This window comes from Scandinavium goeteborgense, assembly GCF_003935895.2.
Classification (GTDB): domain Bacteria; phylum Pseudomonadota; class Gammaproteobacteria; order Enterobacterales; family Enterobacteriaceae; genus Scandinavium; species Scandinavium goeteborgense.
Window position 1 is genome coordinate 96,166 of record NZ_CP054057.1, and the last position, 18,873, is coordinate 115,038.

The window sequence follows — 18,873 nt, forward strand, 5'->3', positions numbered from 1 at the left end:
GCAATTGATTTCCTCCTGAATTTCGTCAACGTGCATTTCGTATGGTTCTGGAAAACCAGGATACCTATAACTCACAATGGGCCGCGACCTGCTCCATTGCCCGTAAGGTCGCTGGCGAATGAGCATGGTAAAAAAACCCGTATGAACAGCCCCTTCCCTAAATCACTTCCCCGTGACGAAAAGTGCCCGCTAACGACAGAGCCATGTTGCCCGGACTATGGGGGATCGCTGAGTTATCTGGGTGAAAATACGGCCGAACAGCAGGAACTGATGCGTAGTGCCTTCCGGGTTATCCGCACCGTGCAGAAAAAACACGCATGCACGAAGTGCGACCATATCGTTCAGGCTTCGGCAATTTCACGGCCCATCAGACGCGGTATCACCGGACCGGAACTGCTCGCCCGGGTACTCACATCAAAATATGCATGGCACGCGCCGCTGTATCGTCAGTCATAGATGTTCATCCGGCAGTGGGAGGAGCTGAGTCGATACATGTTGCCGGTTGTTAGCACCACTTGATGAAGCTCTTCAAGACTATGTGCTGACTAACGGCAAACTCCACGCGGACGATAAGCCAACCCCGCTGCTGTTGCCGGGCAATAAAACGACGAAGATCAGGCAGCTGTGGACGTACGTTCATGCCGATCGTCACGCCAGGTCAGCGTTCCCACCTGCGGTCTGATTCCCGTACCGCCCGGACAGAAAAGGCATCCATCCGCAGACCCATATGGCCGGATTCAGAGATGTGCTGCAGGCGGATACTTACGCCGGGTTCAATGAGCTTTACCGTGACGGCCATAAAAAGGAAACTGCCTGCATTGGCTCATGCCCGCCAAAAGAGCCATGATGTGCACGTTCGCACGTTCGCACGTTCGCACGTTCGCACGCCCTCAGCCCTCAATAATGAAGAGCTGAAACGCATCAATGTATTTAACGACATTCACTGTCGAGCCATAATTATTAATATGTACCTGCAATGTCATCGCTTCTTGAGGCTCTGGTACCGTATCCCCTTTGGCATAAACAGCAACGTTCAGAGCCGACGTGTATGACAACGAGCAAGTCATCTGCGGCAAGGTCGCATACCGGATATACGCACTATTACCCTCGTTAAAATACGCATAGGCTAAAAAATCAATATCATTGACATCTGCCATACCTAAATAGCTGCGTCTAATACCGCTACACTTTTGCCAGACCATGCTTTCTTCCGGGGAACGGGCTGGCGGTTTCCATAAAATGACGAACTTTTCTCAGTAGTTGCCACATTGAACGACACTGATGATTGCGCGTTATTGTGTCGTGAAGCGCCTGCCACAGTCGCTCTACGTGGTTCACCCACGGCGAGTAAACCGGCTGGTAAATTACGCTGAACTTCGGGTTCTCTTTCAGCCAGCGCTGCGTTTCCTGGCTTTTGTGAATGATGTAGTTATCCACGATAAGCGTGACGGTTTTTGCCCGTAGGTATGTGGCTTTCAGGTGTTTCAGCAGGGCGATGAACAGCACCGAACTCTTGCTGTTGCCCCCAACGTAGCTGACTTTTCCGGTACCGCTGTGCAGCGCCCCGGCCAGGTAGTATTTTTCATTCTGTCCCGGTGTTACCACGCGCTTTTGTTGCCCACGAAGTTGCCAGTCTGCCCCGATTTTGGGATTGAGGTGGATATCCACTTCATCTTCATAAAAGACCGGATGCTCTGCGCTGCATTTTTCCAGTGCCTTATGGATTGCCGCCATCTTCTCCTCTTTATGTGGGTCACGGATGTGCAGGGTCGGGGCCGCCCTGCGCCACACAAGCCCGGCAGAGGGCAGCCAGCGACGAACGGTTCCGGCATGCAACTGACATCCGGTTATCTCATTGATTTTTATTGCCAACAGTTCGGTACTCCAGCGTGAACGCTGATAGCCAAAATCACCGGGAGTGCGTTTTACCAGTTCACGTAACAGTGCGCAGATATGCTCATAAGGCCAGCGGCGAGAGCGCCCTGCGGGCAAGGACTTCAGACCTTCAACACCCGACAGCGTAAACCAGTTAATCCAGCGACCGACAGATGAACGGGCACAGCAGAGTGTTCTGGCGACATCGCTGACACGGTCTCCCCGGTGTAACATCAGCATGGCGGTCAGTCTGCGGGCATGGTTCTTGTCACGCGTTTTATGGATGGTTTTCTGCATCAGGCGTCGTTCGATACGGGGTATGGGTGCTATGATCGGCATCGCTCAGTCCGGTTGGTGATGTGGGATATTTGGCGATTGATCAGATCGCACAATCCGGGCTGAGTTCCCTTTAAGTGATCTACTATTCCGCGCAGCTATTTAGCATAACGGTAAATGTCGCTCCCGTTTTAAAAAGCCTGATACGGTGAGCCGTCATCACCAGCAATAAGTTGTATTAATTGCAGGCCCGCATCTTCCTCAACCCCATTAGATCCACAATAGTCTGAAAAATACGGGGAAGATAGTAGTCAAACCACTCGATTCTACTCCAAAGGTAAATGCCATCTCGTAGAGGTTCACCTTTTTCTTCTGTGGCACAAAAACGTCTAACTTGTAGCGGAGTCATAATCGGTTGTGTATTCAATATGGTGAATGGTATTACAAGGCATAATGCTCACGCTCGATAAACGTGCCAATAATCTTGTCATGCATTTCAGGCGTTTTAGTCTGTTGCGAAGGTACAGGTTTTCGCGCTCAATATGTTGTGTGTAAAGCTTACCCGTGATGTGCTTTCATTCGGTAACACGTCATAAGCGCTGAAATTATCTGTATACCAAAAGGCCATATTAAAACCTGACAGTAACCCCAGTAACGTGCGCGGTGTTTTCCTGCTCCTGCGACCAAAAGCATGGGCAATAATACGTTTGAGGCGAGGTTCCCATGCGTACCACAGCCAGCGTTGCTTCTTCTTATTGCCAACAAAGGACCACATTTCATCCACTTCGCAAATGAGCTGAATTTGCAGATTATCCAGTGGAAGAGAGGCAATAATTTTCGGCGAGAGTTTTTTAGCGTGCGTGCCACGGCATTAATGCTGATATGCAATGCCCGAGCGGTGTCGCGGATACCTGCATTATTTATCGCAAGATCAATGATCTGTGTCTTCATACCCTGCTGGCAAGCACGGTATTCATAGTCAAGTTGAAAGCTTCGGCAGCATGCCTGGCAACGATAACGTTGATGCCCGGTACACCCATGTCCATGCCTTTTCACCGGGGTGTTTGTTTACAAAACGGACATTTTACATCAACCTTAGCCATCAAAATCCCCTCGATAAATACGGAGAGTTTATCTGATGTTCAACGGATTGAATACATGACCCAAAAAATGCTGATATGAAGACTCTTGTGAATAATGTGCTTGTTCTGAACATAATTACACAGGCTTACGGAAATAATGAAACAGAGTAAGGCCTCGCTCATACTTTAAAAGTTATCGGGTATGCTATCATTCAAAGATAACAAGTGTCCTTTATCACTTAGTGCGATGTATTGCCCCTTTTTAAGCTCTGATAATATTCCCATTACACCACTGCGCGATAGCCCGGATCGGCGTACGATGTAGTTTGTCACCGTTGTTTTACTCTTTTTTTCAATAGGCAACTCATTTAACTCATGAAGAAATGATTTAACCACATTATATCTGTTCTGGTTAACCAAACGAAGATCTCTTCTAATAAAATAAGTCACCATGTGCGAGACGATTTTAAATAGAGTTGGCCAAAGGTTATTTTCATTCAATCGGCGTGTAAATTCATCGTAATTAATAGTGGTGAAAGTTGCATGTGTTGATGATTTTATATAACAATAATGACTTTCTATTTCGCTATGAATAATGCCAAATATATAAGGCGACTTGAGTTCCGAGATTAACAGGTCATCTTGTGCACGATACACATTCACTGCACCACTGGTCAGAAAGAGAACATTGCCAGATTGTATATTTGGCAGTTTAAGTGATTTACCGTGCTCATAAGGTAAAGCCACTGTTAAACCCTGACAAACGTCTATAATCTTTTGGATATCTTGTGATGGCTTGGCATATTTCATTGTTTAACGCCTCTCCGAAAACATATTTTTTATTATTCACGCACGAGTAAACAAACTTCCCTATTAATACAAATGCTCAACAGAAACCTGGTCGCGGTAAGCTGTCGGTGTCATACCCATTACACGCTTGAAAGTGCGATTAAACGATTGTTGGCTCTCGTATCCCAGACGAATTGAGACCTCACAAATGGTTACAGTTTCGCTAATCAGACTTTTGCACGCTTTTTCCAGTCTGCAGTTAATGATGTAATGTCCAATAGAGACCCCCATATTGCTTTTGAACACCCTTTGCAAGTGCCATTTCGAATAACCAGAAACAGCCGACAACATATTAATCGTTATCTTCGTTTCAATGTTCTGATGAATCCACTCACTTAATGTCTCAGCGAGATCGGAATGGAACTCCCGCGTATGTTCATTAATAGCAATATACTGAAATTGATGCTTATTGTTCATATGGAAGTGACTTACTTATTTCAATTAAGTTAGGTGCTAATTAATCAGCTGGAGGAACAATAATAGCAAAGCGTCCATTTTTAGCCACATCCAATACTGGACCGAAAAAAAAGCCAGCGAGAATTAATCACTGGCTTCATGTTATTCATTGTTAATTATTAATTTTTTTGCATACCGAATCTGCGCTGTACCACGACATAGAAAACGGGAACAAAGAAGATTGCAAGCAAAGTAGCGGTGAGCATTCCCCCCATAACCCCGGTGCCCACAGCGTTTTGTGCGCCGGAGCCTGCGCCAGTACTGATAACCAACGGTAATACACCTAAAATAAAGGCTAATGACGTCATCAGAATTGGTCGTAAACGCATACGAGAAGCTTCAAGAATAGCTTCCATCAACTCTTTTCTCTCTTTCTCCATTAGATCTTTAGCAAACTCGACTATTAAAATGGCATTTTTCGCTGACAGGCCAATGGTGGTCAGTAAGCCAACCTGGAAGTAAACGTCGTTATTCAACCCACGCAGGCTGGCCGCAAGCAATGCGCCAACCACGCCCAGTGGCACAACTAACATCACCGAGAATGGAACAGACCAGCTCTCATAAAGTGCGGCCAGGCACAAGAAGACGATCAATAACGAAATACCATACAGAGCAGGCGCTTGATCGCCAGATAACCTTTCCTGATATGACATGCCCGTCCAGTCGTATCCAACACCTGCGGGTAATTTCGCCGCCATTGACTCAATCATCAGCATCGCTTCTCCGGTACTTTTTCCTGGCGCGGCTTCACCCAGGATTTCCATTGATGGCAAGCCGTTAAAGCGTTCAAGACGCGGCGAGCCCGTCATCCAGTGCGCTTCCGAGAACGCATTGAATGGAACCATTTGTCCGTCTGTTCCACGCACAAACCAGTTATTGATATCATCGGGTAACATTCGAAATGGCGCATCACCCTGCACATAAACTTTTTTCACACGTCCACGGTCAATGAAATCATTCACATAACTCCCGCCCAACGCAGAAGAAACGGTCTGATCGATATCAGTCAGCGATATCCCCAAGGCCTGTGCTTTTTCTTGATCGATGTCTAGCTTGAATTGTGGTGTGTCTTCAAGTCCATTCGGACGCACTCGGGTGAGCGCATCAGGGCGCTGCTTAATCATCCCCAATAATTGGTTACGAGCCTGAGTTAGCGCCTGATGTCCAAGGTTCGCTTTATCAATCAGTTCGAAGTCAAAACCTGTCGCAGTGCCTAACTCGATAATTGCCGGTAGGTTAAAACCAATAACAATACCATCTTTGATTTGAGAGAAGGTTCTATTCGCCCGCCCAATGATGGCTTTCACCCCATTTTGTTTACCTTCACGTTCGTCCCACGATTTAAGGCTGACAAACGCAAGGCCTGTATTTTGCCCCTGGCCGCTATAACTAAAGCCATTCACTGTAAATACAGAACGGACGTTCGCTTTTTCTTTTGTCAAATAGTAATTCGATACCTGATCAAGCACTTTCTGCGTTCGGGCCTGTGTTGCACCCGACGGGAGCTGGACCATCGTCATAAAAACGCCCTGGTCCTCATCCGGTAGAAATGATGTTGGCAAACGTATAAATAGTACCACCATCGCCACAAGGATCCCCACATACAGCAAGAGGTAACGCCCAGTTTTGCGCAGGATTTTCTGCACGCTATCGGTGTAATGATTTGTGCTCTTTTCGAATTTCTCGTTAAACCAACCAAAAAAACCGGTTTGCACAGCGTGGCTACCTTTTGCTACTGGCTTGAGGAGCGTGGCGCACAATGCAGGCGTTAAAATTAATGCTACCAGAACCGACAACGCCATCGCGGATACAATGGTTATGGAAAACTGGCGATAAATAGCCCCGGTGGATCCGCCGAAGAAAGCCATCGGCACAAACACCGCTGAGAGTACAGTCGCAATACCGACCAATGCCCCCTGAATTTGTTCCATCGATTTTAACGTCGCCTCTTTCGGAGGGAGTCCTTCCTCAACCATCACGCGTTCAACGTTTTCCACCACAACAATCGCATCATCGACAAGTAGACCTATTGCCAGCACCATGCCAAACATCGTTAAGGTATTTATGGAGTAACCACAGGTTTCCAGTACCGCAAAAGTACCAAGCAGAACCACGGGAACGGCTATTGTCGGAATAAGCGTGGCGCGAAGGTTTTGCAGGAACAAATACATAACTAGGAATACCAGTACGATTGCTTCCAATAGCGTCTTCACGACTTCGCTGATCGAGATGGTAATAAACGGCGTGGTATCGTAAGGGTAAACCGTCTGCAGCCCCTGCGGAAAGTAAGGTTGCAGATCGTTGAGTTTTGCTTTGATAGCATTAGCGGTATCCAGCGCATTAGCACCCGTTGCAAGCTTAATCCCCAATCCGGATGCCACTTTGCCATTAATTTTGGCCACGGTATTATAGTTCTCGCCACCCAGCCCAATGCGGGCAATGTCCTTCAGGCGGACCTGTGAACCATCGCTATTAACCTTCAGCAAAATATTGCCAAATTCTTTCATATCTTTGAGGCGAGTCTGGACAATAATCGATGCATTAAGCTGCTGATTGGCTATCGATGGCGCCCCGCCGAGTTGTCCGGCCGCAATTTGGTTATTTTGAACCTTAAGCTGATTAATCACATCCACCGGCGTGAGCTGATATTTGTTCAATGAATCTGCATTTAGCCAGATGCGCATAGCGTACTGTGCGCCGAAAAGCTGTACCGCACCAACACCATTCAGTCGGCTGATGGAATCCTGGATATTTGAAGCAACATAATCGGTAATATCTTCTTGAGTCGCTGAAGGATCGTCGGAAACAAAGCCAGCAACCAGTAGAAAACTACTACTTGATTTCTGAACGTTGATTCCCTGCTGTTGCACTTCTTGAGGCAAGAGTGGCATGGCCAGCTGAAGTTTGTTCTGCACCTGAACCTGGGCAATGTCCGGATCGGCCGAGGAATTAAAGGTGATCGTAATAGTAACAGCCCCTGTGGAATCACTCACTGATGACATATACATCAGGTTGTCGATACCATTCATTTTTTGTTCGATAACCTGCGTGACTGTATCCTCTACAGTCTTGGCGTCAGCCCCTGGATAAACGGCTGTAATGGCTACCGCAGGTGGAGCAATTGTCGGGTATTGTGCAACCGGTAGTTTCATTATCGCCAGCCCACCGGCCAGCATTAGTAAAATCGCCAGCACCCACGCGAAAATAGGGCGAGTGATAAAGAATTTAGACATGTTCAAAACAACCTTTCATCGTTATGTTTCAGTAAGCAAAAACTTATGACGCTGAGGCTTTAGCGGGCGTTGGTGTTTCTGGCTGCACCGCATTACCAGGCTTCACTTTTTGTAAGCCACTCACTATTACCTTGTCCCCTTCAGACAGACCTTTGCTGATTAACCAGCTATCGCCAATAGCCTTCGAAGTTGCAACAGTACGCCTTTCAGCTTTATTTTCTGAGTTGACGACCATCACCACGGCTTCTCCTCTCGGATTACGCGTCACGGCTTGTTGCGGAATGAGGATTGCATCTTGCTTGATCCCCTCATCTACCTTCGCACGGACGAACATACCAGGCAGTAAACTGTGTTGGGGATTAGGAAATACAGCACGTAACGAGATAGATCCAGTTCTCTGATCGACGGTGACGTCAGAAAACTCAAGATGTCCTTTCAGCGGGTACACTTCACCATTTTCCAGCGTCAAAGAGACTTTGGTCTCAGGAGTTTTCTCAACCTGTCCATTTGAAATAGCCTGCTTTAAGTGAGTGAACTCCTCACTTGATTGTGTGAGATCGACATAGATGGGATCAAGTTGTTGCACGGTAGCTAGCGAATTCGATTGTTCAACCGTGACCAGGGCACCTTCAGTAAGATTGGATTTGCCAATCCACCCGCTTATCGGTGAAGCCACATCTGTGTAATTCAACTGAATTTGTGCTGTATTAACTCCGGCTTTTGCTGACGTCACGTTTGCATCGGCCTGACGTGTATTAGCCTGTGCAGTATCAAACTCCTGCTGACTGACATATTTCGAGGCTAGTAGCGTCTGATAACGATTCATCTTCAGATGGGCAATATGCGCAGAAGCTTGTGCCTGGAGTAATTCACTCTTGGCTTTAACGAGCGATGCCTGATAGTTTGCTGGATCGATTTTATAAAGCGACTCGCCGCGCTTAACCTCGCTACCCTCAACAAAATTACGTTTGAGAATAATCCCACTAACCTGAGGGCGAACATCGGCGACACGCCAGGCAGAAGTGCGCCCAGGCAGCAAAGTGTCGATCTTTAGGGGGGATTGACGAGCAGTGATAACTATTACACGAGGTGGAGGTGACAATTTTTTAGCCGCACTATCATCATCGCAACCGATAAGCAACATCCCACCTGTAACCAGTAACACTCTCTGTAAATTTAATAGGTTAGAATAACGTTTCACTGAGACTCCTTAGTTATGCCTGGTAGCCATTGTTAATTAAATGACTTGGCGGCATAAACTGCCCCGCACGCAGTAACCTAGTCAGTGTCTAAATCTTAATGGCATGTGTTAATAAAATAATCCTCATTATATTCCATAGGGCTAACACAGGCGCAATGCTCAATAATGGGCTGGGAATGACATTGCATTTTCATTTAATCTCTTAAATAATCAGCTAAACCGTGAAGACTTTGAAAGATAAGGGATGATTATGCTTAAGAATATGCTTGCTATCTGTTTGCTTGTTTCTGTATCCTCAAGCGCGGCCTTTGCTGCTGACCATATAGAGAACCCGTGTAAAGGTAAGAACCAAGGGGATAAAGTGACGGTAACGGACAAGAGTGGGCATGAAACGACCATGACCTGCGGTAAGTTACTGACCAAATAACTGGTCATACCCCTCTGAGTAAATACGATAATTATACAGAGGGGAGTATCACTCCATTGCATAGAGCACCCCATCTCATTTAATTAACTCCTTAACAATTGAATCTCGCAATGCGACATAAAAGTCATGCGCGTACAGGTGATTAGTTTAAGAACGACCCTCACATTTCTCTTCAATGTTCCCTTTTCATTAAACTCTTACATCACTATTCTATTTTTAATTATGAGTACTTAAAATGAAAGCTGCACATTTCTCATTAATAAAAAACACGACAAGCTGGGTAGTGCAAAATGAGCACCTGATATTCCAAATGATAACAAACATTTTGGTTGCCCTATTTTTACTGTTCACCGGTGTACTTATTGCCCGATTTGCTGCCGGTGGGCTACGTAAGTTAATGAACGCACGAAAGGTTGACCAGACGGTCACCCAATTCTGTTGTACTCTTCTGCGCTATGCTCTGCTCACTTTTACCATTATTGCCGCGCTCGGCAGGATGGGGGTTGAAACATCTTCTATCATCGCTGTTATTGGTGCTGCGGGCTTGGCTATCGGCCTTGCCCTACAAGGTTCGCTGTCAAACTTCGCCGCAGGTGTCTTATTAGTCTCTTTGCGCCCTTTCAAGGTCGGAGAATTTTGTGAAATTGGAGGTGTTTCAGGCACGATTGAAGAAGTTCATATTTTCTCGACCACGTTACGAACTGTAGATAATAAATCTGTAGTCATTCCAAATGGGAAAATCATCTCAGGTGATATCGTCAATTACTCTCGCCACCCGTCTCGTCGGGTTGAAATTAATATAGGCGTTTCTTATAACAGCGATATTCATAAAGTAAAGCAGGTCATTACAGAAGTAATTCTCCCTGACAAAAGGCTGATACCTGGTAGTGAATTGATGGTGCGTCTTTACGATATGGGACCTTCCTCCTTAAATTATATCGCCCGATTTTGGGTTAAGAATGAAGACTATTGGGACATCTATTTTGATATGACAGAGGCGATTAAAATTGCTCTTGATGAAAACAAAATTGGCATTCCATTCCCACAGATGGACGTGCATATCCATCGGGTCTGATTAATGAGTGTAAAAAACTGCGCATATGCCGGTTTTCTTACATTTTCTCACCAAAATAAGGCTTCTAGGTCAGCCATGCCACTTTGTTACAGCCCGTTACATCGGCCTTCGGGACGTTTTTTTGGCGAGCAGCATGTCCATTATCGCATAAGTATTAATCGTCGGTATACAGCTACAACAGGCCGCGCGTGTTCGGATCGATCGTCGGAAATTGAAGTGGTCAACAAAAACTGGCCACAGCTTTAGAGTTTTTCCAGAACAATCGTTCTGATTCATTCTGCGTCAAACCACCATTATATTGATGAGGTCTGAGCTGGCTGTAATATCCTGTGATGTAATTCGTTATTGCTGTGCTGGCTTCGCTAAAATTCGCGTAGCCATTATCCGGTACCCACTCTGTTTTCAGGCTTCTGAAGAACCGTTCCATTGGGCTGTTATCCCAGCAATTTCCCCGGCGACTCAGGCTTTGCTTTATCTGATATCTCCACAGTAACTGTCTGAAATTCCTGCTGCTATAGTGACTGCCTTGATCCGAGTGATACAGTAAATTAGCCGGTTTTCCCCGTGCTTCCCAGGCCATCGACAGGGCTTTACCTGTCAGTGCGGAATCAGGGAAAAATGACATCGCCCTGCCAACCGGTTTACGGGAAAACAAATCGAGTACAACAGCCAGATAAGCCCAGCGTTTTCCCGTCCAGATATAAGTCACATCACCGCACCAGGCCTGATTAGGCTCGGTAACAGCAAACTGGCGATCCAGATAATTAGGGATCTCAATGTGTTCCTTAGACGCCTTCTTATAACGATGGCCAGGTTGCTGACAGCTGATAATATTGAGCGCTTTCATCAGCTTTGTTGCCCGCCAGCGGCTCAGTTTTATACCTTTGGTGGTGACCATTGCGGCAATGCTTCGCGCTCCTGCTGAACCGTTACTTTCGCGATAAACTTCACGCACAAGGCTCAGTAATGCCACTCTCGTGGCGTCAGGCTTCCTGGGCTGCCGCCAGTATTTATAACTGCTGCGATGAACCCCAAACACGTTGCACACAACGGCAACAGGAATCCGCGCCCTGAGTTTCTCAACTAATGAGAATTGTTCAGGGAGTCTGACATCAAGAGCGCGGTAGCCTTTTTTAATATATCCCTTTCTATTTCAACTCGTTGAAGTTTTTTCTTCAACTCACGTATCTCAATCTGCTCAGGTGTCATGGGTGAAGCTATGGGTGATTTTCCCGCTCGCTCTTCTTTCAATTGTCGAACCCATTTATCCATCGTGGATTTGCCGACATTCATCGCAGTGGCAGCGGCGGCAACGGTGTAATGCTGATCGAGTACAAGCTGGGCAGCCTCGAGGCGAAACTCAGGGCTAAAATTGCGTCTGTTACGTCCGGTCATAATGTCACCTGTTTTGATTATGAGGTGATGATATCGCCTCTATTCAGGTGGCCAAATTCACTATGCCATATATGGACGTCCCGTGTTGTGCAAGTCCTGAGTTGATACGGTTTGCTGCCATATATCCGGCGTCGTTGGTGGATCTAATGACCCGCGCCATGATGTCATCCGCACCCTGTTTCCTTATCACTACATCGGTATGTCACTACCACGGCACAGTTCAGGCTATTACAGGGTCGGTTTACCGTTCTCTCATCAGTACCTGCAAACTCAGGAGGAATGCTATTGCTCAGGCACAACAGTGGTTAACTCATAGCGAAAGCCCTGTTGATGTTAAAACTTGTTGATTCAGTCAGTAGCCGCCAGACGATGCGTGTCAGTTTATTGGCCAGTGCGACCGTGGCTTTCATTTTGCCCCTTCGGTCAGTAAGGCGCTTCAGCCATATACCTAATGCATCATCTCGCTTATGAGCCCAGTGCATAACAGAACGGGCACCATGAATAATCAGCGTCCTGAGGTCACGATTGCCGTTCTTGGACATGGATGAGAGGCTGCTTTTCCCACCGGAGCTACGTTGTCTGGGAACCAGACCACACCAGGCGGATAATTGCCGCCCGTAGTAAACTGTTCAGCATTCACTTCACTCAGAAAAGCAGCGGCAATAAGTGGGCCAATACCCGGTATTGTCATCAGCACTTTGTATTTGGGTTGTTGTTGGCACAGAGCCGCAAGGCAGTGTTCTGCAGAAAGAATACGCTCATTAAGTGAGTGTATGTTTTCGAGCAACGAGAACAGCAACTGGCGTAGTACAGGGGAAATTAACTGTTCTGCATCCTCAATAATATCGGGTAGTCGCTGCTGTAAAATATGAATACCAACAGGGATCTCTATCCCTTGTTCTGCTGCCAGTGACCTGGCCTGGTTTGCCTGAGCAGTACGCTGCTCCACCATCAACTGACGCGCGCTTCGAAGAGCCTTAATATCCTGCTGCTTACCGTTTTGATAGCAACGAAATGAATACCCGGGCGAAGCGCTGTCTCACAAATTGCCAGCGCATCATTGGCATCGTTTTTTTGGTGATGTGTGAATGCATTTACGTGTTGGGTGGGATGAGTCGGATGAAAAAGCCCATTGACTGAAAAGTGCGTCCCCAGTAATGCGAAGTAGCACAAGCCTCCATTGCAATAATCGAACCGGCAGGAAACTGACGAAGGGTATCCAGCAGTTTAACCCGGGAAACCTTACGGTTAAATGCAATGCTCCCGTCGCTCATCCTGACGCAGACCTGAAAGACAGATTTAGCCAGATCGATACCGATGACTTTTATTGAGTTCATGATGCAGTACCTCTGAAAAAAAGAACACTCTGCATAAGTGTGGCAGGACTTGCGCTGAGTGAGGGACGTCCATCACATCACTACAATGGCGCTTATTACTGGACGGCGGTGTATGCGGACAGAAATCAGGCGGTGGCCAGGCAGAGGCTTACCGGGAGCAATGCTTACTGGAAATGGAACACGGCTTATAACCAGCGGTCGGTGGCCGAAACGGCGATGTACCGGGTTAAACAACTGTTCGGTGGGCACTTGACGCTGCGTGACTACGATGCGCAGGTTGGTGAGGCTATGGCCATGATCCGTGCCATAAACAAAATGACGCGTGCAGGGATGCCAGAAAGTGTGCGGATTGCCTGAAGAGGTCAGTGACGGGAGGCACTTTTATCTAAATCCGATTGATTCAACAAAGCCCATGTGGCCTCGCAACTTGTTGAACTCTGATAATAATTCAGTTCTCAAAAAAGAACCCCCTTCTCAGCGATTGACGAAAAGGTCCATTAAAGGATGCTGAAACGGTTGTGCATTATAAAGTTCTTTTCTGTTATTCACCGGAGTGGTAGGTTTTAGAAACGCATCAAGCATAGTTATTAAATACAGCCAGATGCGCTTTAAAGCATATAAAGATGACACTTTCATTACAGTTATTAATTTATCTAAAAGGAGAAGAGAAATGATCGTCACTCTAACCATTATGACATTTGTCTTTTTAGGCGTGTTCATCACCTTCCTGGTGTGTACTAGATAATCCAGGGGTTACTTGGTTTTATTTTTATTTAATATCACTGAAGTAATCAGTGATGTGGTTTGGCTTCGGCATTGTGATAACTATATATGATAGAGTTAGGGGGTGAGGCTATGAATAAATTACCCATTTTAAATGTAGAAACGAGAAACAACCTTGAAACCATTTTGCTGAGGGCGAGCCTTGTAATCGTTTTTTTCTTTTTTGGTTACGCAAAATGGTTTGAGTATGAAGCTGCAGGCTTGACTCACCTTATTGCTAATAGTCCATTGCTGTCTTGGATGTACTCAACCTTCGGTATTCGAGGCGCGAGTTATGTACTTGGTGTTGCAGAGTGGAGTTTTGGGGGATTACTATTCATTGGATTCTGGTTCCCGCTAGCCGGTCTTTTGGGGGCAGCGGGTTCGGTTGTCACATTTCTGGTTACATTGACCCTTTTATTTACTACTCCAGGCATGATAGCCCCTGATGTTGGAAGTTTTCCTGCCTTGAACAGTACTGCTCAGTTTCTACTAAAAGATATTGTTTTATTAGCTGCTTCCTTATTTTTACTACGTGCAGAGATGAGGCGCTGTAATAAGTTAATTAAGACCGATAACCCTATGAATGTCAGTGATTAACCCCTTCATTACAATACAGAGGATCGCCATGAATTATTTAAAAGCAGCCTATCCACTCGTCATGCTGAGTGTCTTTAGCTTACCTCAAATTTCGTTTGCGGCGAGTAACTATAATTTTAGTGGCCACCATCTTTACGTAAATACAAACGATGCTGCTAATAAAGTTATTCATTATGCCCAAACGGAAGACGGTCAACTTATAGAAATGAGCCGTTTGCCAACGATGGGGAAAGGGACTGCCGGTTATAAACATCTTACGGGGCAACAATCTGCACCTGATAGTATCGTCAGTTCAGGAGCCTTAACTATTAGTGGAGATAATAAATACCTATTTGTTGTCAATGCGGGCGATAACAGTGTTTCCAGTTTCAGAATTGATAAGAATGGTGAACTCGAGTTTATCAATGATGTCAGTACTGGGGAAAATGGTGTCTCTAATACATTGTCGTATAATGACAAGAACCAGATGTTGTATGTTGGTCATTCTTTAGGGCCTAATCACATCAAAGTCTTTAATGTTAAAAATGGGCATTTAACCTTAATCAAAGGGACGCATACTGTTAATACTGGTAATGCACGCGACCGTATTCTGACACAGGTCCAAATTGACCCTTCGGGAAATTTTCTCTTAGCAAATGCTGTGTATGACAAACGACCTGAAAAGAAAAACGGAAAATTCGAGCTAACGCCTTCAAATGCTGTAGATGAAAATGGATTGGCCGTATTCCCTATCCTTCAAAATGGAGATTTAGGACAGCCAGAATTCTTTGACGCCGGAGGTGAGTCTCCTTTTGGTTTGAAGTTTATTGAAGGGCGAGACGGGATTTTTGTTAACACATTAGATTCAGACCCGGGAAAAGCAGTACTCAATAAACTTGATGCAAATGGGGATGTGGAAATACTGTCATCTGCTGTGGCCCCCGTTAGCGGTCAAGGAAAAGAAAAGGTCGGTACATGTTGGATAAGTTATTCGACAGATGGGAAGGTTGCATTCGTAACGGGTTATGACAGCGGTCAGGTCGTAAGTTTTCGGATTAGTGATGAGCATATTTCATTGTCTAAATCTGAAATGGGTATACTTAAACCCTCAGATCTTTCCAATGACTCTGCGGCGGTAAATACAGGTTCGCCTATTGGTAGTTGGTCCTCTTCGAATGGGTATTTTTACCAACTATACCCAGCGGCGGCAAAGCTAGTCGCCTATAAAATGTCTGACGATGAATTAAAGCGAGTAGGGAGTTATGCCATTCCATTAAACAGTTCACAAGGTATTGCTGGATTTTAATCACCGAGCAAGGCTCATTTTAGATATCTAACGTAAGTCCGGAATAATTTAATTAGGGATAAATCATGTGCATACAAAGTTTGTTTTCCAGGTCATATACGCCTAAAGTTGGGTTAACTATCATGTCATGCATTTTGGGTAGCTTATTGATACCGGAATCTTACGCCGCAATGGTTATCGAAGGTGCTACTTCAGTCACGACAAAAGAATTCAAAGTATCTGATGTGCTGTTGCCCAATGGAAATAAACCCATATCATGCAGAAGTTTACGGCTGCGTAGTTTGGATGTCATCCCTGATGGCAAAATTGGTATTCATAGTCATGAAAACAGACCTGCAATTTTAAGCGTAGTTGAGGGAGAAGGGATGCAGGTCAGTGCATGGCATCGACAACCTGTAAAAGTAGGATACGGCGAGAGCTATGCTGAACTAAATAATATCGTCCATTATGCTGTTAATTTATCCAAAACCAGGCAACTAACACTGACCACTTTTGATTTACTGGATAATGGTAAGGAATGTAATGGAAAAACATATCCACAAAATATTCCATTGGAAGGTAAATTAAAAGATACGCATGATAAGTTTTTCGAATCTGCCCCTAAGGGAGGAAATGATGAAACAAATCATCCTTTATATGAAGTTCCATTTTCAAAAATAAGTCTGCCTGCTGGCGCAATGCCTCTGGATAAAAGAATTATGCGGGCCAGGAAGGTTACTTTGCAGCCGGGTGTTTCATTGCCTATTGAGGATTATAGGGATCGACCTTCCTTTATTTATATCCTCAAGGGGGAGATGAATATCAGCACTTCAGCTATCGGCAAGTCAATATTGACTGGTGATCAATCCATGAATCTGATTAATGCTCAAAGCGTAGTTATTCAAAACCTTTCAGATAATCCGTTAGAGTGGTTTGTATATGAATTAGTATCTCCAGATCAAGAAAGCAATTAATGTGTGATTACTTTATGAATAAACGCAGGGGCATCCTCCTGATATTACTATCCTTGTTTTCAGTTATATTTGCATTTTGGATGTTTGCGTACTCTATTCGAAATGAAAATCATATTGATAAACCACGTGAGTGCCAGGATAAATGGCGAAAGGCTAGTCCATATTCTGTAGGAGAAACTCTCGACCGGTTAAGCTGGTTTTTAAATAGCGAGCCCGGGGTCAAAATATTCATTCGTATCAATCAACAGAAAATAGTTATGGATAATGGGGGGGAGATTAACGAAGTCGAAAGTATGTTCTTTGAAAAGCAACAATTGGCCTCCATGCTTCTTTCCAAAAATATCGAAGCCGCTGTGAGGTTGCCAATTCAAGCAACGGCATGGAAAGATGCAAATGGGCAAGTTTGGTTGCAGGTGAGTGATATATGCAAAATTAATCACGAATACCATCTTGAGGGGGCTAATGGTGCAGTCAAGGCCGTTGAAGGTTTACTCTCAGGTTGGATAGGAAAAGTCGTGGATGTAAATTTAAAAATAAACGCCGATCATTAATTTGTATTAATGCATTCACTTGATTTTGAGGTATAGATGAGAAAATTAATTTTATCCTTTGCACTTTTATCTATGAGCTGTGGTGCGTTTGCTGCCAAGGAAATTCGTCATTCCGAAATGGCAGATATGGGCACAAATTTAGGCTCTATCTCCGTTAGCGTCAGAAATGGAACGATTGATGAAGCGGTGAAAGAACTTTCGAGTAAAGCGGATAGTAAAGATGCAAAATTTTTCCGTATCACATCGATTGGTATGGATGGTATGGGCTCAAATGTGACAGCAAGAGCTGATTTGTACAATTAATTAAGTTCCGAACTGTGGACTGACCCCACAACCGTAGACAAATTCTGTCCTCACGACGAGGCCTGTTCAAAGGCCTCCGGACTGACGCCGCCGAGGTGACTGTGGCGCCGGGCCCGGTTGTAGAACACTTCAATGTAATCGAAGACATCCGCCCGGGCCAGATCCCGGGTTTTGTATATTCTCTTCCTGATGCGTTCTTTTTTCAGTGAACTGAAGAACGATTCGGCCACCGCATTATCCCAGCAGTTGCCACGCCGGCTCATACTGGGTGCCAGGTTATTGGCCCGACAGAACCGTTGCCAATCGTCGCTGCCGTACTGGCTTCCCTGGTCTGAGTGCACGATGACCTCGCTGTCCGGTTTACGTCGCCAGACCGCCATCATCAGCGCATCCAGTGCCAGTTCGCGTGAGAGAGTGGGCTTCATCGACCAGCCGACCACGTTACGGGCGAAGAGATCGATAACCACCGCCAGATACAACCAGCCCTGCCAGGTGCGGATATAAGTAATATCGGTGACCCAGACCTGATTGGCCCGGACAACGGTAAACTGCCGCTGCACGCGATTAGGGGCAACCACTGAAGGTCGGCCAGCGATACGACGCGGCGCTTTATAGCCTCGTACGGCTTTGATCAGGTTCAGTTGCATAATGCGGCCCACCCGGTTTTTACCGCAGGTTTCCCCGATTTCGTTCAGATCGCCATGAACCCGCCGGTAACCGTATACGCCTCCGCTCAGTGAATATGAGTCGCGGATAAGCATCAGCAGACGCTGGTTATCTTTATCACGCGCCGAGACCGGGTTGTGCAGCCACGCATAGAACCCGGCCCGGGCAACATTCAGTACCCGACACATCGTCATGACACCCCATACAGTGCGGTGCTCATTGATAAAGCGGTACTTCAGTCGGGCTCCCTTGCAAAGTACCGCGCGGCCTTTTTTAGGATATCCCGTTCTTCTTCGGTGCGTTTTAGCTGCGCCCGTAGTTTCAGGATCTCGCTTTTGGCTTCCAGTAAATCCCGGGCATGCTGTTCGCTGTTATCAGGTTTGATAGCCCGTAGCCACTTGTAGAGGCTGTGTGCAGAAACACCCAGACGGTCAGATACTTCGGCGACGGAATAACCGCGTTCCGTTATCTGACGGACGGCTTCTTCTGTAGTGGATCGGTAATTCAGGACACCTCGAAATCCTGTTAATGTTAAAACAGTGAACAT

General features: G+C 45.9%; 15 protein-coding genes and 4 pseudogenes. 9 read left to right on the forward strand and 10 right to left on the reverse strand.

Annotation, left to right across the window (positions count from 1 at the left end; all coding sequences use genetic code 11):
- Positions 1-129 precede the first annotated feature (129 nt).
- Positions 130-923: pseudogene (locus tag A8O29_RS00500) on the forward strand (IS66 family transposase); the annotation flags it as partial.
- On the opposite strand, the gene A8O29_RS00505 reads toward A8O29_RS00500, so the two are convergent.
- From A8O29_RS00505 to A8O29_RS00535, 7 genes and pseudogenes are all read right to left on the reverse strand, one after another.
- Positions 891-1,202 (reverse strand): hypothetical protein, encoded by a 312-nt coding sequence (locus A8O29_RS00505; RefSeq protein ID WP_174081174.1) that lies wholly within the window; start codon positions 1,200-1,202, stop codon positions 891-893. The pseudogene A8O29_RS00500 and the gene A8O29_RS00505 sit on opposite strands and share 33 nt — an antisense overlap.
- The gene (locus tag A8O29_RS00510) at positions 1,183-2,214 is read right to left on the reverse strand and encodes an IS630 family transposase (RefSeq protein WP_125355697.1); all 1,032 of its coding nucleotides are present in this window, start codon (positions 2,212-2,214) and stop codon (positions 1,183-1,185) included. The genes A8O29_RS00505 and A8O29_RS00510 overlap by 20 nt, the downstream gene beginning before the upstream one ends.
- Positions 2,215-2,592: 378 nt before the next feature.
- Positions 2,593-3,254 (reverse strand): annotated as a pseudogene (locus tag A8O29_RS00515) (IS1 family transposase).
- Between the two features lie 165 nt (positions 3,255-3,419).
- Positions 3,420-4,043, reverse strand: a complete 624-nt coding sequence (locus tag A8O29_RS00520) for a helix-turn-helix domain-containing protein (protein ID WP_125355083.1) — start codon at positions 4,041-4,043, stop codon at positions 3,420-3,422.
- 63 nt (positions 4,044-4,106) lie between these two features.
- Positions 4,107-4,499: a helix-turn-helix domain-containing protein gene (locus A8O29_RS22920; protein WP_125355084.1), complete on the reverse strand. Its 393-nt coding sequence runs from the start codon at positions 4,497-4,499 to the stop codon at positions 4,107-4,109.
- Between the two features lie 158 nt (positions 4,500-4,657).
- Positions 4,658-7,771 carry an efflux RND transporter permease subunit gene (locus A8O29_RS00530; RefSeq protein WP_125355085.1) on the reverse strand — a complete coding sequence of 1,038 codons (3,114 nt, stop codon included), beginning with the start codon at positions 7,769-7,771 and terminating at the stop codon, positions 4,658-4,660.
- 43 nt (positions 7,772-7,814) lie between these two features.
- Positions 7,815-8,972: an efflux RND transporter periplasmic adaptor subunit gene (locus A8O29_RS00535; RefSeq protein ID WP_275942405.1), complete on the reverse strand. Its 1,158-nt coding sequence runs from the start codon at positions 8,970-8,972 to the stop codon at positions 7,815-7,817.
- Positions 8,973-9,222: 250 nt separating this feature from the next.
- Between A8O29_RS00535 and A8O29_RS00540 the strand changes: the two genes are divergently transcribed.
- Together A8O29_RS00540 and mscS are read left to right on the forward strand one after the other, a co-directional pair.
- Complete coding sequence (locus tag A8O29_RS00540; protein ID WP_168713886.1) at positions 9,223-9,399, forward strand: hypothetical protein; 177 nt, start codon at positions 9,223-9,225, stop codon at positions 9,397-9,399.
- Between the two features lie 235 nt (positions 9,400-9,634).
- On the forward strand, positions 9,635-10,474 hold the full coding sequence (gene mscS / locus A8O29_RS00545) for a small-conductance mechanosensitive channel MscS (RefSeq protein WP_125355086.1): 840 nt from the start codon (positions 9,635-9,637) through the stop codon (positions 10,472-10,474).
- Positions 10,475-10,694: 220 nt separating this feature from the next.
- On the opposite strand, the gene A8O29_RS00550 is transcribed toward mscS, so the two are convergent.
- Both A8O29_RS00550 and A8O29_RS00555 read right to left on the reverse strand, forming a co-directional pair.
- Positions 10,695-11,869, reverse strand: a protein-coding gene (locus A8O29_RS00550) for an IS3 family transposase (protein ID WP_125355087.1) whose coding sequence is annotated in 2 segments (ribosomal slippage) — positions 10,695-11,626 and positions 11,626-11,869 — 1,176 coding nt in all. Because the reading frame shifts where the segments join, the coding sequence is not laid out codon by codon here.
- A gap of 305 nt (positions 11,870-12,174) precedes the next feature.
- Positions 12,175-13,206 (reverse strand): annotated as a pseudogene (locus A8O29_RS00555) (IS110 family RNA-guided transposase).
- Positions 13,207-13,293: 87 nt separating this feature from the next.
- Between A8O29_RS00555 and A8O29_RS00560 the strand changes: the two are divergent.
- From A8O29_RS00560 to A8O29_RS00585, 6 genes and pseudogenes are all read left to right on the forward strand, one after another.
- A pseudogene (locus A8O29_RS00560) lies at positions 13,294-13,563 on the forward strand (IS5/IS1182 family transposase); the annotation flags it as partial.
- Between the two features lie 498 nt (positions 13,564-14,061).
- A complete protein-coding gene (locus tag A8O29_RS00565; protein WP_125355088.1) occupies positions 14,062-14,568 on the forward strand; it encodes a YkgB family protein in 507 nt (168 codons plus the stop codon).
- A gap of 28 nt (positions 14,569-14,596) precedes the next feature.
- A complete protein-coding gene (locus A8O29_RS00570; protein WP_168713887.1) occupies positions 14,597-15,853 on the forward strand; it encodes a beta-propeller fold lactonase family protein in 1,257 nt (418 codons plus the stop codon).
- A gap of 170 nt (positions 15,854-16,023) precedes the next feature.
- On the forward strand, positions 16,024-16,806 hold the full coding sequence (locus tag A8O29_RS00575; RefSeq protein WP_125355090.1) for a hypothetical protein: 783 nt from the start codon (positions 16,024-16,026) through the stop codon (positions 16,804-16,806).
- Positions 16,806-17,357 (forward strand): DUF302 domain-containing protein, encoded by a 552-nt coding sequence (locus tag A8O29_RS00580; protein ID WP_125355091.1) that lies wholly within the window; start codon positions 16,806-16,808, stop codon positions 17,355-17,357. The genes A8O29_RS00575 and A8O29_RS00580 overlap by 1 nt, the downstream gene beginning before the upstream one ends.
- 36 nt (positions 17,358-17,393) lie before the next feature.
- Positions 17,394-17,660, forward strand: a complete 267-nt coding sequence (locus A8O29_RS00585; protein WP_125355092.1) for a YdgH/BhsA/McbA family protein — start codon at positions 17,394-17,396, stop codon at positions 17,658-17,660.
- A gap of 50 nt (positions 17,661-17,710) precedes the next feature.
- On the opposite strand, the gene A8O29_RS00590 is transcribed toward A8O29_RS00585, so the two are convergent.
- Positions 17,711-18,873, reverse strand: a protein-coding gene (locus A8O29_RS00590) for an IS3 family transposase (RefSeq protein ID WP_217448703.1) whose coding sequence is annotated in 2 segments (ribosomal slippage) — positions 17,711-18,603 and positions 18,603-18,873 — 1,164 coding nt in all. Because the reading frame shifts where the segments join, the coding sequence is not laid out codon by codon here.